This window comes from Streptomyces venezuelae (assembly GCF_008642335.1).
In the GTDB taxonomy this organism is placed as follows: Bacteria; Actinomycetota; Actinomycetes; order Streptomycetales; family Streptomycetaceae; genus Streptomyces; species Streptomyces venezuelae_F.
The window spans coordinates 2,764,417-2,777,918 of record NZ_CP029191.1 but is presented as its reverse complement, the minus strand read 5'-3'; the positions used below and the strand labels follow the sequence as shown (position 1 = coordinate 2,777,918).

The 13,502-nt window shown below is 70.5% G+C and carries 10 protein-coding genes; 6 read left to right on the top strand and 4 right to left on the bottom strand.

Annotation, left to right across the window (positions count from 1 at the left end):
* Window positions 1-295: 295 nt before the first annotated feature.
* The gene (locus DEJ49_RS12370) at window positions 296-2,563 is read left to right on the top strand and encodes an ATP-dependent RecD-like DNA helicase (RefSeq protein WP_150184187.1); all 2,268 of its coding nucleotides are present in this window, start codon (window positions 296-298) and stop codon (window positions 2,561-2,563) included.
* Between the two features lie 181 nt (window positions 2,564-2,744).
* Window positions 2,745-4,043, top strand: a complete 1,299-nt coding sequence (locus DEJ49_RS12365) for a citrate synthase (protein ID WP_190329332.1) — start codon at window positions 2,745-2,747, stop codon at window positions 4,041-4,043.
* A gap of 443 nt (window positions 4,044-4,486) precedes the next feature.
* Here DEJ49_RS12365 and DEJ49_RS12360 read toward each other — a convergent pair whose 3' ends face one another.
* From DEJ49_RS12360 to DEJ49_RS12345, 4 genes are all read right to left on the bottom strand, one after another.
* Window positions 4,487-6,760, bottom strand: coding sequence for a heavy metal translocating P-type ATPase (locus DEJ49_RS12360; protein WP_150184185.1), 2,274 nt, complete (start codon window positions 6,758-6,760; stop codon window positions 4,487-4,489).
* Between the two features lie 119 nt (window positions 6,761-6,879).
* Window positions 6,880-7,200 carry a heavy-metal-associated domain-containing protein gene (locus DEJ49_RS12355; protein WP_150184184.1) on the bottom strand — a complete coding sequence of 107 codons (321 nt, stop codon included), beginning with the start codon at window positions 7,198-7,200 and terminating at the stop codon, window positions 6,880-6,882.
* Between the two features lie 118 nt (window positions 7,201-7,318).
* Window positions 7,319-7,516 carry a MerR family transcriptional regulator gene (locus tag DEJ49_RS12350; RefSeq protein ID WP_055564500.1) on the bottom strand — a complete coding sequence of 66 codons (198 nt, stop codon included), beginning with the start codon at window positions 7,514-7,516 and terminating at the stop codon, window positions 7,319-7,321.
* Between the two features lie 240 nt (window positions 7,517-7,756).
* A complete protein-coding gene (locus tag DEJ49_RS12345; RefSeq protein ID WP_150184183.1) occupies window positions 7,757-8,656 on the bottom strand; it encodes a sugar phosphate isomerase/epimerase family protein in 900 nt (299 codons plus the stop codon).
* A gap of 164 nt (window positions 8,657-8,820) precedes the next feature.
* Between DEJ49_RS12345 and iolC the strand changes: the two genes are divergently transcribed.
* The 4 genes from iolC (at window position 8,821) to iolD (ending at window position 13,486) form a co-directional block, all read left to right on the top strand.
* Window positions 8,821-9,750, top strand: coding sequence for a 5-dehydro-2-deoxygluconokinase (iolC, locus tag DEJ49_RS12340; RefSeq protein ID WP_150188183.1), 930 nt, complete (start codon window positions 8,821-8,823; stop codon window positions 9,748-9,750).
* 128 nt (window positions 9,751-9,878) lie between these two features.
* Entirely contained in the window at window positions 9,879-10,757 is an 879-nt protein-coding gene (locus DEJ49_RS12335) for a deoxyribose-phosphate aldolase (RefSeq protein ID WP_150184182.1), read from the top strand.
* Window positions 10,758-10,808: 51 nt separating this feature from the next.
* On the top strand, window positions 10,809-11,621 hold the full coding sequence (iolB, locus tag DEJ49_RS12330) for a 5-deoxy-glucuronate isomerase (RefSeq protein WP_150184181.1): 813 nt from the start codon (window positions 10,809-10,811) through the stop codon (window positions 11,619-11,621).
* Window positions 11,618-13,486, top strand: a complete 1,869-nt coding sequence (gene iolD / locus DEJ49_RS12325) for a 3D-(3,5/4)-trihydroxycyclohexane-1,2-dione acylhydrolase (decyclizing) (RefSeq protein ID WP_150184180.1) — start codon at window positions 11,618-11,620, stop codon at window positions 13,484-13,486. Before iolB ends, iolD begins: the two co-directional genes overlap by 4 nt.
* The last annotated feature ends 16 nt before the right edge of the window (window positions 13,487-13,502 follow it).

Genomic DNA, 13,502 nt, shown 5'->3' with positions numbered 1-13,502 from the left:
TGGAACGGCACCCGAAGCGTCACCTGAAGGCGGCAGAAAAAAGTTGGCGACACGGTGCAACCCTCCGGGCACGACGCGTGTCGTATAGGGCGTCAGGGCTTATGAGGGGGGAACCAGGATCTGGGGGGATCCGGGGGATCCGGGGGGATCGCGAGTTCTGACAGGGGAGGGGAAAACCCGAAGGGGTCCGGCTGGGAGGCCGGGCCCCTTCGAAGTTCCCCGGGCCGCCGCGTCCGCGGTGCGCAGTTGTCCACAGGCTCACCGCGCTGTCGGTGCCGGGCGGTAGCGTCGGATCATGTCGAGTCCAGCTGCTGCGTCGGCGGTGCTCGAGGGGGTCCTCGAACGCATCACGTACGCCAACGAAGAGACGGGTTACACGGTCGCGCGCGTCGACACGGGCCGCGGCTCCGGTGACCTGCTCACCGTCGTCGGCGCGCTGCTCGGCGCGCAGGCGGGCGAATCGCTGCGGATGCACGGCCGCTGGGGCTCCCACCCGCAGTACGGCAAGCAGTTCACGGTCGAGAACTACACGACGGTGCTGCCCGCCACCATCCAGGGCATCCGCCGCTATCTCGGCTCCGGCCTCATCAAGGGCATCGGGCCCGTCATGGCCGACCGCATCACCACCCACTTCGGTGTCGACACCCTCGACATCATCGAGACCGCGCCGAAGCGCCTCGTCGAGGTGCCGGGCCTCGGCCCCAAGCGGACGAAGATGATCGCCGCCGCCTGGGAGGAGCAGAAGGCCATCAAGGAAGTCATGGTCTTCCTCCAGGGCGTCGGTGTCTCCACCTCGATCGCCGTGCGCATCTACAAGAAGTACGCGGACGCGTCGATCTCCGTGGTGAAGAACGAGCCCTACCGCCTGGCCGCCGACGTCTGGGGCATCGGATTCCTCACCGCCGACCGCATCGCCCAGTCCGTGGGCATCCCGCACGACAGCCCCGAGCGCGTCAAGGCCGGTCTTCAGTACGCCCTTTCGCAATCCACCGACCAGGGGAACTGCTACCTCCCCGAGGAGCGCCTCATCGCGGACGCGGTGAAGCTGCTCCAGGTCGACACGGGCCTGGTCATCGACTGCCTCGCCGAGCTCGCGGGGGAGGAGGAGGGCGTCGTCCGCGAGACGCTGCCCGACCCGGACGGGGGCGACGACATCTCCGCCGTCTACCTCGTCCCCTTCCACCGCGCCGAACTGTCCCTGGCCGGGCAGCTGTTGCGGCTCCTCAAGGCCGGCGACGACCGCATGCCCGCCTTCCAGGACGTCGCCTGGGACAAGGCGCTCGCCTGGCTCGCCGCCCGTACCGGCGCCGAGCTCGCCCCCGAACAGAAGGACGCGGTCAAACTCGCCCTGACGCAGAAGGTCGCCGTCCTGACCGGCGGCCCCGGCTGCGGCAAGTCCTTCACGGTCCGCTCGGTCGTCGAGCTGGCCCGCGCGAAGAAGGCCAAGGTCGTCCTCGCCGCCCCCACGGGTCGCGCCGCCAAGCGCCTCGCCGAGCTCACCGGAGCCGAGGCCTCCACCGTGCACCGCCTGCTCGAACTGAAGCCGGGGGGAGACGCGGCGTACGACAAGGAGCGGCCCCTCGACGCCGATCTGGTCGTCGTCGACGAGGCGTCGATGCTCGACCTGCTGCTCGCCAACAAGCTGGTGAAGGCCGTCCCGCCCGGCGCCCACCTGCTCTTCGTGGGCGACGTCGACCAGCTGCCCAGCGTCGGAGCGGGAGAAGTGCTGCGCGACATGCTCAGCGACGAGAGCCCGATCCCCGCCGTCCGCCTCACCCGTATCTTCCGGCAGGCCCAGGAGTCGGGCGTCGTCACCAACGCCCACCGCATCAACTCCGGCGTCCCGCCCATCACCCAGGGTATGAAGGACTTCTTCCTCTTCGTCGAGGAGGAGACCGAGGACGCGGGCCGCGTGACGGTGGACGTCGCCGCGCACCGCATCCCCAAGAAGTTCGGCCTGGACCCGCGGCGCGACGTGCAGGTCCTCGCCCCCATGCACCGAGGCCCCGCCGGTGCGGGCAACCTCAACGGCCTCCTCCAGCAGGCCATCACGCCCGCCCGCCCGGACCTGCCCGAGAAGCGGTTCGGCGGCCGCGTGTTCCGCGTGGGGGACAAGGTCACCCAAATTCGCAACAACTACGAAAAAGGGCAGAACGGCGTCTTCAACGGCACGGTGGGCGTCGTCACCGCCCTCGACACGGACGAGCAGCGGCTCACCGTCCGCACGGACGAGGACGAGGAAGTTCCGTACGACTTCGACGAACTGGACGAGCTGGCGCACGCCTACGCGGTGACGATCCACCGCTCCCAGGGCAGCGAGTATCCGGCGGTGGTGATCCCGGTCACCACGGGCGCGTGGATGATGCTGCAGCGCAATCTGCTCTACACCGCCGTGACACGCGCCAAGAGGCTGGTCGTTCTGGTCGGTTCGCGCAAGGCTCTGGGACAGGCTGTGCGCACGGTCTCCGCGGGCCGGCGCTGCACGGCCCTGGACTTCCGGCTTTCCGGGCTTCCCGGGCGCCGCGGAGCAGGCCCTGGACGTTTTGATCGATCAAACGAGTAGGAAACCTCACACAGCACTTCCGGAACCGGGGCGAAGGGGGCAGGATGAGCAGGTTGGCGGCACTGAGTGCCGCCAATAGGCCCAATGGTCGACCCCGAGTGCACTCTCCAGGGCCAAATGGGGGATGGTAGAGACAGTCAGGGCACCTCGAAGAAGAGGCACAACGTCGGTGAGGGATGACGTGAGCGAGAACGCTAACAACGGTGTAGTACTGCGGTACGGCGACGACGAGTACACCTACCCGGTGATCGAGTCGACCGTCGGCGACATGGGCTTCGACATCGGGAAGCTCCGCGCCCAGACCGGTCTGGTGACCCTGGACAGCGGCTATGGCAACACCGCCGCCTATAAATCCGCCATCACCTATCTCGACGGCGAACAGGGCATCCTCCGGTACCGCGGCTACCCGATCGAGCAGCTGGCCGAACGCTCCACCTTCACCGAGGTGGCGTACCTCCTGATCAACGGCGAGCTGCCGAAGGTCGACGAGCTGGCCACGTTCAAGAACGAGATCACGCAGCACACCCTGCTGCACGAGGACGTCAAGCGGTTCTACGACGGCTTCCCGCGTGACGCCCACCCGATGGCGATGCTGTCGTCCGTGGTCAGCGCGCTGTCGACGTTCTACCAGGACAGCCACAACCCGTTCGACGAGAAGCAGCGTCACCTCTCGACGATCCGCCTTCTCGCCAAGCTTCCGACGATCGCGGCGTACGCGTACAAGAAGTCGCAGGGCCACCCGGTCGTCTACCCGCGCAACGACCTCGGCTACGTCGAGAACTTCCTGCGCATGACGTTCTCGGTGCCCGCCGCCGAGTACGAGCTGGACCCGGTCGTGGTCAACGCGCTCGACAAGCTCCTGATCCTGCACGCGGACCACGAGCAGAACTGTTCGACGTCCACCGTGCGTCTGGTCGGCTCCTCGCAGGCGAACATGTTCGCCTCGATCTCCGCCGGCATCTCGGCCCTCTGGGGCCCGCTGCACGGCGGCGCCAACCAGTCGGTCCTGGAGATGCTCGAGGGCATCCAGGCCTCCGGCGGCGACGTCGACACCTTCATCCGCAAGGTGAAGAACAAGGAAGACGGCGTGAAGCTCATGGGCTTCGGGCACCGCGTCTACAAGAACTTCGACCCCCGGGCGAAGATCATCAAGGCGGCGGCGCACGACGTCCTCTCGGCGCTCGGCAAGTCCGACGAGCTGCTCGACATCGCGCTGAAGCTGGAGGAGCACGCGCTGGCCGACGACTACTTCGTCGAGCGCAAGCTCTACCCGAACGTCGACTTCTACACGGGCCTCATCTACCGCGCGATGGGCTTCCCGACCGAGATGTTCACGGTCCTGTTCGCCCTCGGCCGCCTGCCGGGCTGGATCGCCCAGTGGCACGAGATGATCAAGGAGCCGGGTTCGCGCATCGGCCGCCCGCGCCAGATCTACACGGGTGAGGTTCTCCGGGACTTCGTCCCGGTCGAGGGCCGCTGACCCTGCCCTCAGCGAGGCATAGAGCGGAAAGCGCCCCGCCATCGATCCCCCCACGGGTCGACGGTCGGGGCGCTTCCCTTTTTCCCGGTGCGGATTCCCCCCACGGGATCCGGCCGGGCGTCTGTGGCGGCCCTGCGGTCTGCCGGGACGCGTACTCACGGGAGGGCCGCTCAAAGCTCCCCGGTGCACGTGCCCCGGCAACGCAATATCAAGGAACATCCCCCAAGATGTCCCTCGATGTCAGGAAGACGTCCCCCAAGACATCTTCCTGCATCGCCCCATTAGACTCGCGACCCCCCTCAATGGTTACGTTCCAAACACTGTGATCTGCGTCTCTTGCATATGTCCAGTAGATGCGCAAGATCGCCGATATGTGGATCTCGCGAACGGGGTGAAGGTGCTGAAACGACCGTGTGAAGACGGTATGTGAACGTCCGCGATCGTTATCTGAACGTCCTCAGACGAAGACTGTTGGTGACCACGAAGACCGAGGAGAAGGCCATCGCGGCCCCCGCGATCATCGGATTGAGGAGACCGGCGGCGGCGAGCGGCAGTGCGGCGACGTTGTATCCGAAGGCCCAGAAGAGATTGCCCTTGATGGTGGCGAGGGTCTTACGGGAGAGCCTGATGGCGTCGGCCGCGACCCGCAAGTCCCCGCGCACCAACGTCAGGTCGCTCGCCTCGATCGCCGCGTCCGTGCCGGTGCCCATCGCGAGCCCCAGATCGGCGGTGGCGAGCGCGGCCGCGTCGTTCACGCCGTCCCCGACCATCGCCACGACCCTGCCCTCGTCCTGCAGCCGCCGTACGACATCGACCTTGTCCTGCGGCAGGACCTCCGCGAACACCGCGTCCGGCGCGATGCCCACCGCGTCGGCGACCGTCCGCGCGACGGCCCCGTTGTCGCCCGTGAGCAGCACCGGCGTCAGACCGAGCGAACGCAGCTCGCGCACCGCCTCCGCGCTGGTCTCCTTCACGGCGTCCGCGACGGCCAGGACGCCACGTGCGGCGCCGTCCCAGGCGACCAGGACGGCCGTGCGTCCGGCGGCCTCCGCGTCGTCCCGCAGCTTGGCCACGGCCTCCAGATCCGTCACCCCGGCCGCCGCGAGGAGCCGCTCGCGGCCCGCGAGCACCTGGTGCCCCTCCACCGTGCCGCGCACCCCGGCCCCGGCGACGTTCTCGAACCGCTCCGGCACCGGCAGCTCCCCGCTGTCGATGCCGAGCCGCTCGGCGGCGCCCGCCGTGACGGCGCGGGCCACCGGGTGCTCGGAGGCGTGTTCCAGGGCGCCCGCGAGGCGGAGCAGCAGCTGCTCCTGGGTGTCCCCGGCGACGTGCACGTCCGTCAATTCCATGTGGCCCGTCGTCACCGTCCCCGTCTTGTCCAGGACGACGGTGTCGACGCGGCGCGTGGACTCCAGGACCTCGGGTCCCTTGATGAGGATGCCGAGTTGGGCGCCGCGGCCGGTGCCGACCATGAGCGCGGTCGGCGTGGCGAGGCCGAGCGCGCACGGGCAGGCGATGATCAGAACGGCGACGGCGGCGGTGAACGCGGCCGTCGCGTCGCCCGTGGCACCGAGCCAGCCGCCGAGCGTGCCGACGGCGATGAGGAGCACCGTCGGCACGAAGACGCCGGCGATCCGGTCGGCGAGGCGCTGCACCTGGGCCTTGCCGGTCTGCGCGTCCTCGACGAGCCGCGCCATCCGGGCGAGTCGGGTGTCCGAGCCGACACGGGTCGCCCGCACCACGAGACGCCCGGAGACGTTCACGGTGCCGCCGGTCACGGCGGCGCCGACGCCCACGTCGACCGGCACGGACTCGCCGGTCAGCATCGAGGCGTCGACGGCGGACGCGCCCTCGTCGACGGTGCCGTCGGTCGCGACGGTCTCCCCGGGACGTACGACGAACCGGTCGCCGACCGCCAGTTGACCCACGGGCACGCGCCGCTCCGTGCCGTCCCGCAGCACCGCGACATCCTTGGCGCCCAGTTCGAGCAGGGCACGCAGCGCCGAGCCCGCCTTCCGCTTGGAGCGGGCCTCCAGCCAGCGGCCGAGCAGGATGAACGTGACGACGCCCGCGGCGACTTCGAGGTAGATGGTCGAGGCGCCGTCGCCCGGCGAGGCCGTGAAGTCGAAGCCGTGCCGCATCCCCGGCATCCCCGCGTCCCCGACGAACAGCGCCCACAGCGACCAGCCGAACGCGGCGAGCGTGCCGACGGAGACGAGCGTGTCCATCGTCGCGGCCCCGTGCCGCAGGTTGGTGAACGCGGCCCGGTGGAACGGGAGTCCGCCCCACACGACCACCGGCGCGGCCAGCGTCAGCGAGAGCCACTGCCAGAAGTCGAACTGCAGGGCCGGGACCATCGCGAGCAGCACGACGGGCAGCGACAGGACCGCCGAGACGATCAGGCGCTGCCGCAGGGTGTCGGGTTCGGTGATGTCGGCCGTGGTGGGGGCCGGCCCGCCGCCGTCAGGGTCCTCGACGGGCTCGGGCGGGGGCGGCACGATCTCCTCGGCCGTGTAGCCCAGCTTCTCGACCAGCGCGATCAGCTGGGCGACCTCGACCGCCGCGCCGTCCTGGGTCTCGTCGAACGAGACCTTCGCCTTCTCCGTGGCCAGGTTGACCGTGGCGGTCACGCCGTCCATGCGGTTCAGCTTCTTCTCGATGCGCGACGAGCAGGAGGCACAGGTCATCCCGCCGACGGCGAGTTCGACTTCGGTCATGACTCTTTCGTACTGCTTCCGGGGTCGTGGGACGGCTGCGGGCCCCGGGGTGTCGGTGTCGACACCCCAGGGCCCGGGTACCCGGCAGGCCGCCGGTCGTGCGGGGCGGCCCGGCGGGTTCAGGCCTTGACGCCGGCCAGGTCGTAGCCCGCCTCGTCGACGGCCTCGCGCACCGCGGCCTCGTCGAGCGGGGCCTCCGAGACCACGGTGACCAGGCCCGTGGCGGCGACGGCCTTGACGGAGGTGACGCCCGCGAGCTGCGAGATCTCCTCGGACACCGCGCCCTCGCAGTGCCCGCAGGTCATGCCCGTCACCTCGTACACGGTGGTGACGGCGCCCTGCGGAGCGGCGGCGTCGTCGGAGTGGCAGGAACCGCTGGGGGAGCAGCAGGACCCGGTCGTCTCGGACGCGGCCTGCGGGAGCTCGGTCTGGGCGCTCATGTCGTTCTCCTCGGGGGTGTGTACGTATGCGGCGTAGCGTGCTTGAGGGGGCCCGGGAACCCCGGCGACCTCCTGACGCACTCGAGACTATACCCCTAGGGGGTATTTTCTCAACGGATCAGTCCCTGCGTCCCCGGTTCCCCGGCCTGGCCGCCACCCAGGCGCGGACGGTGTCCGCGTACCAGTAGGGCTTGCCGCCCTCCACGTGGTCGGGGTCGGGCAGCAGCCCGTGCTTGCGGTACGAGCGGACCGTGTCGGGCTGCACACGGATGTGCGCGGCGATCTCCTTGTACGACCAGAGCCTGCGGTCGGTCATCAGTGGCACCTCCCTGCGTGCGCCCAGGGCGGCCGGAGAGGCCGACGGGGGAGCTGGGCGCGACGCGTGGCGATCACTCAGCCTGTGCCCGGTGAACGACGCAGAGTGACCACTGGGGGGCGACTGTCGTCCCTCTGTGACGCAAGACCCGCGTACGTGAGACATGTGTGACACGACGGGATTGTTTGTGACAGAAGAGACGAATGCGGTGGGTTGCCGCAGCGAGCCCCTGGGGTGGATTTATGCGCCGCAGGACCGCAGGAAGGCGCGGGTACGGCGGGCGATCGGGAGCGGCTTGCCGAGGTCGCACGGGTACATGTCCTGCTCCACGATGGCGAAGAGCTCCACGCCCAGCTTCTGCGCCGCGGCGAGGACCGGCTCCAGGGCCGGCACCCCGGCGGGCGGCTCGCACATCACTCCGCGCGCCACCGCGGGCCCGAACGGCACCTCGTCGGCCCGCACCTCGGCGAGGACGGCCGGGTCGACCTGCTTGAGGTGCAGATAGCCGATGCGTTCGCCGTACGTCTCGATGAGCTTGACGCTGTCGCCGCCGCAGTACGCGTAGTGCCCGGTGTCCAGGCAGAGCGAGACGAGGTCCGGGTCGGTGGCGTCGAGGAAACGGGTGACGTTCTCCTCGCTGTCGATGTGCGTGTCCGCGTGCGGGTGGACCACGACGCGCAGGCCGTAGCGCTCGCGGACCTCGTGGGCCAGGCGCTCGGTCTGGGTGGTCAGTTCGCGCCATTGTGCGGGCGTGAGGACGCGGTCCTCCAGGACCTCGCCGGTCTTGTCGTCGCGCCAGAACGACGGGATGACGACGAGGTGCTCGGCGCCCATGGCCTGCGCGAGCGCCGCGTTGTCCGCCACGTGCGCCCACGTCCTGTCCCAGACGGCGGGTCCGTGGTGCAGCCCCGTGAAGACCGTGCCCGCGGACACCCTGAGGCCGCGGCGGGCCGTCTCGTCGGTCAGGACGGCCGGGTCGGTGGGCAGGTAGCCGTACGGTCCGAGCTCGATCCACTCGTACCCGGACTCCGCGACCTCGTCGAGGAAGCGGCGCCACGGAACCTGCCGCGGGTCCTCGGGAAACCACACGCCCCACGAGTCGGGCGCCGAACCGATCCGGATGCGAGACAGCGTCGTCATGCCAGCCAGCGTCCTGGCCGCCTCGGAAGAGTGTCAAGCAGTGGTCCGAATGTAAGGACAAAATGTTGACAGGGTTCCGGGACCGGGATTAGACCTGGGGGCACACGATCGTCGGGTCCGGCGAAGGGACGCACAGGGTGAGTGGTCCGTACGACGTCATCACGATGGGGCGGATCGGGGTGGACCTGTATCCCCTGCAGAGCGGCGTGCCCCTCGCCGACGTGACCGCGTTCGGGAAGTTCCTCGGCGGCTCGGCCAGCAACGTCGCGGTCGCCGCGGCCCGCCTCGGCCGCCGCGTCGCCGTCATCACCCGTACCGGTGAGGACCCGTTCGGGGAGTATCTGCACGGCGCGCTGCGCGACTTCGGCGTCGACGACCGCTGGGTGACGCCGGTCGCGGGCCTGCCGACGCCGGTGACGTTCTGCGAGATCTTTCCGCCGGACGACTTCCCGCTGTACTTCTACCGGCTGCCGAAGGCGCCCGACCTGGAGATCCACGAGCACGAGCTCGACCTCGACGCGGTCGCCGCGGCGCGGATCTTCTGGATGACGGGCACGGGGCTGTGCGCGGAGCCGAGCCGGTCCGCGACGCTGGCGGCGCTCGCGCACCGGGCGCGGAGCGGGATCACGGTCTTCGATCTGGACTGGCGGCCGATGTTCTGGGGTGACCCCGGCGAGGCGCGGCCCCATTACGCCGCGGCCCTCGCGCACGCCACCGTCGCCGTCGGCAACCTCGACGAGGTCGAGATCGCCACGGGCAGGCGTGAACCCTTCGCCGCGGCCCACGCGTTGCTCGACGGCGGGGTGGAACTGGCCGTCGTCAAGCAGGGCCCCGACGGCGTGCTCGCGATGAACCGCGCGGGCGAGATCGCGCAGGTCCCGCCCCTGCCGGTCAAGGTCCTCAACGGGCTCGGCGCGGGCGACGCGTTCGGCGGGGCGCTCTGCCACGGGCTGCTCGCGGGCTGGGATCTGGAGCGCATCATGCGGTACGCCAACGCGGCGGGGGCGATTGTCGCCTCTCGGCTGGAGTGTTCGTCCGCCATGCCGTTTGCCGGCGAGGTCGCCTTGGTGGTGGAAGTGGGGGGTGTCACGTGAGTCTGGGCGCCGCCCGGGGTGGCCGCACACGGGGCTCCGCCCCGGACCCCGCTCCTCAAACGCCGGGGGGGCTGAAATCTGCCTCCGCCCCGGGCCCTTCTCCTCAAACGCCGGAGGGGCTGGATCTTGTGGACGTCGGCTCACTCAGTCGGACCCGGGCCCGGCATCCCGAAGCCGTTGCCGAAGCTGCCTCTCGGCGTGTGCGGCGGGAGTTGCTCTCGGGGCGTGGGCGGCTCATGATCGTCGCCGCTGATCACCCCGCTCGGGGTTCCCTCGGTGTGGGGCGGGATCCGCTTGCCATGGCCAACCGGGCCGACCTCCTCGGACGGCTCTGTCTCGCGCTGTCGCGGCCCGGGGTCGACGGCGTGCTCGCCAGTGCCGATGTGCTGGATGATCTGCTGCTGCTCGGCGCACTCGACGGCAAGGTCGTCATGGGGTCGATGAACCGCGGCGGGCTCGCGGGCGCCGCCTTCGAGCTGGACGACCGGTTCACCGGGTACCGGCCCGAGGACATCGAGCGGCTCGGCTTCGACGCGGGCAAGCTGCTGCTGCGCGTCGACTACGAGGACCCCGGCTCGCTGCGGACCCTGCACTCCGCCGCCCGCGTCGTCGACGCCATGGCCGAGCGCGCGCTGCCCGTCTTCGTCGAGCCGTTCCTGACCGCGCGCGACGGGGCGGGCGGACCGCCCCGCAATGATCTGAGCGCCGAGGCCGTCACCCGTTCCATCGCCATCGCCTCCGGGCTCGCCGGCACCTCCGCGTACACCTGGCTGAAGGTCCCCGTCACCGAGAACCCCGACGACATGGCCCGCGTCATGGAGACCTCGACGCTCCCCGCCGTTCTTCTGGGCGGCGATACCGGGGGCGATCAGGAGGCGGCGTACGAGAAGTGGCGTGGCGCCCTGCAACTGCCCACCGTGCAGGGGCTCGTCGTGGGCAGGGCGCTGCTCTATCCGCCCGACGGGGACGTGGCGGGGGCGGTCGACACCGCCGTAGGGCTGTTGTAGGCGAGCGCAGGACTGTTGCAGGCGAGGCGGATCAGGCCCGGGAGGACCCACATGACGTACGTACCGAAAGGGAGTGCGGCCGACGGGCCGTATGCCCTCGCCATCGATCCGAAACGGGCCGGTTGGAGCTACTCGCAGCTGCGCGTCGTCGAGCTCGAACCGGGCGGTACCCACTCCTTCACCACCGGAGAGAGTGAATGGATCGTGCTCCCGCTGACCGGCGGCTGTACGGTGCAGACAGCAGACGGGATCATCGAACTGCTGGGCCGCGAGAGCGTGTTCAGCGGAGTCTCCGACTTCGCTTACGTGCCGCGCGACGCCCGGATCCAGATCGCCTCCGGCGCGGGAGGCCGCTTCGCCCTGGCAGGAGCGAAGTGCGAGCGTCGACTCCCCGCCCGCTACGGCTCCGCGCCGGAGGTACCAGTCGAGAACCGCGGCAGCGGCGGCTGCGCACGCGAGGTGCGTAACTTCGCGTCCGCGGACGCCTTCGACTGCGACCGGCTGATCGCCGTCGAGGTGATCACGCCCGGCGGCAACTGGTCCTCGTATCCGCCGCACAAGCACGACGAGCACCGGCCCGGCGTGGAGGCGGAGCTGGAGGAGATCTACTACTTCGAGATCGAGGCGCACGGCGACCGGGAGGGCTTCGGCTATCAGCGGGTCTTCCCGTCCAGGGAGGGCGGCACCGACGTCCTCGCCGAGGTCCGTACGGGGGACGCCGTCCTTGTGCCCGACGGCTGGCACGGCCCGTCCATCGCCCAGCCCGGCCACGCGATGTACTACCTGAACGTGATGGCGGGACCGGGGCAGGAGAGGGAGTGGCGGATCTGCTTCCACCCGGACCACACGGAGGGATATCGATGACCCGGCTCACCACGGCCCAGGCCCTGGTCCGTTTCCTGGCGCGGCAGTACACCGAGCGGGACGGCGCGCGGCAGCGGCTCATCGGCGCGACCTGGGGCATCTTCGGACACGGCAACGTGGCGGGGATCGGGCAGGCCCTCGTGGAGTACGCCGACGAGATGCCCTTCCACCAGGGGCGCAACGAACAGGCCATGGTGCACGCCGCCGTCGGGTACGCCCGGCAGCACGGCCGCCTCGCCACCCACGCCGTCACCACCTCCATCGGCCCCGGCGCCACCAACCTCGTCACCGGCGCCGCGCTCGCCACCGTCAACCGGCTGCCCGTCCTCCTGCTGCCCGGCGACATCTTCGCCGCCCGGCCCGCCGACCCCGTCCTCCAGCAGCTCGAAGTCCCGTACGCCGGAGACGTGTCGGTCAACGACTGCCTGCGCCCGGTGTCGAAGTACTTCGACCGCGTGACCCGCCCCGAGGCCCTGATCCCCGCCGCGCTCGCCGCCATGCGCGTCCTCACCGACCCGGTGGAGACCGGCGCCGTCACGCTCGCCCTGCCGCAGGACGTGCAGGCGGAGGCGTACGACTGGCCGGAGGAGTTCTTCGCCGAGCGGACCTGGACCGTGCGCAGGCCCGCCCCCGACCCGCGCGAACTGGCCGCCGCCGCGGCCGCCGTGCGGGCGGCCCGGCGCCCCCTGATCGTCGCGGGCGGCGGCGTCCACCACAGCGCCGCCGAGGACGCGCTGCGGGAGTTCGTGGACGCCACCCGCATCCCCGTCGCCTCCACCCAGGCGGGCAAGGGCTCGCTGCGCCACGACCACCCGGCTGACGTCGGCGGCATCGGCCACACCGGCACGGCGACCGCCGACGACCTGGCCCGCACCGCCGACCTCGTGATCGGCGTCGGCACCCGCTACAGCGACTTCACCACCGCGTCCGGCACCCTCTTCGAGGCGCCGGACGTCCGCTTCCTCAACCTCAACATCGCGCCCTTCGACGGCCACAAGATGGCGGGCGCCACCCTGATCGCGGATGCGCGCGCCGGGCTCGAAGCGCTCACGGAGGCGCTGCGGGGGCACGGTGTCGAGGCCGCGTACGTCGCCGAGTACGGGGACGGGAAGGAGCGGTGGGAGCGGCGCGTCGAGGCCGCGTACCGGGCGGACGACGTGGACGTGCGCCCCACTCAGGCGCAGGTCCTCGGCGTCCTCGACGAGGTCGTGACGGACGACGACGTGATCATCAACGCCGCCGGTTCGCTCCCCGGCGACCTGCACAAACTATGGCGGACGCGCTCCCCGCGGCAGTACCACGTCGAGTACGGCTACTCCTGCATGGGATACGAGATCCCCGCCTCCATCGGCGTCGCGCTCGCCGCGCCGGAGCGGCCCGTGTGGGCGCTGGTCGGCGACGGCACGTACCTGATGAACCCGACGGAGATCGTCACCGCCGTCCAGGAGAACCTGCCCATCAAGGTCGTCATCCTGCAGAACCACGGTTACGCCTCCATCGGCGGCCTCTCCGAGTCCGTGGGCGGCGAGCGGTTCGGCACCGCGTACCGCTACCGGGCGGCCGACGGGTCGTACACCGAAGGTCCGCTGCCCGTCGATCTCGCCGCGAACGCGGCCTCGCTCGGCATGCGGGTGCTGCGCGCCGGGACCGTCCGCGACCTGCGCGGGGCGCTGCGCGAGGCGCGCGGCGCAGACCGTCCCACATGTGTCTATGTGGAGACGGAAACGGCAGACACAGTGTCGGGCCCGCCCCCGGCACAGGCGTGGTGGGATGTGCCCGTGGCCGAGACGGCGACCCGCGAGTCCGCGGTCAAGGCCAGGGAAGAGTACGACCGGCACGTCACTGCCCGACGCCGCCACCTGTGAGAAGAGGGATGCTTGT

Coding starts and splice junctions, on each gene's coding strand:
- iolD (WP_150184180.1), top strand. CDS start 11,618: ATGACCCGGCTCACCACGGCCCAGGCCCTGGTCCGTTTCCTGGCGCGG.
- DEJ49_RS12350 (WP_055564500.1), bottom strand. CDS start 7,516: ATGACCGACCGCAGGCTCTGGTCGTACAAGGAGATCGCCGCGCACATC.
- iolC (WP_150188183.1), top strand. CDS start 8,821: ATGGGGCGGATCGGGGTGGACCTGTATCCCCTGCAGAGCGGCGTGCCC.
- DEJ49_RS12345 (WP_150184183.1), bottom strand. CDS start 8,656: ATGACGACGCTGTCTCGCATCCGGATCGGTTCGGCGCCCGACTCGTGG.
- DEJ49_RS12355 (WP_150184184.1), bottom strand. CDS start 7,200: ATGAGCGCCCAGACCGAGCTCCCGCAGGCCGCGTCCGAGACGACCGGG.
- DEJ49_RS12370 (WP_150184187.1), top strand. CDS start 296: ATGTCGAGTCCAGCTGCTGCGTCGGCGGTGCTCGAGGGGGTCCTCGAA.
- DEJ49_RS12360 (WP_150184185.1), bottom strand. CDS start 6,760: ATGACCGAAGTCGAACTCGCCGTCGGCGGGATGACCTGTGCCTCCTGC.
- iolB (WP_150184181.1), top strand. CDS start 10,809: ATGACGTACGTACCGAAAGGGAGTGCGGCCGACGGGCCGTATGCCCTC.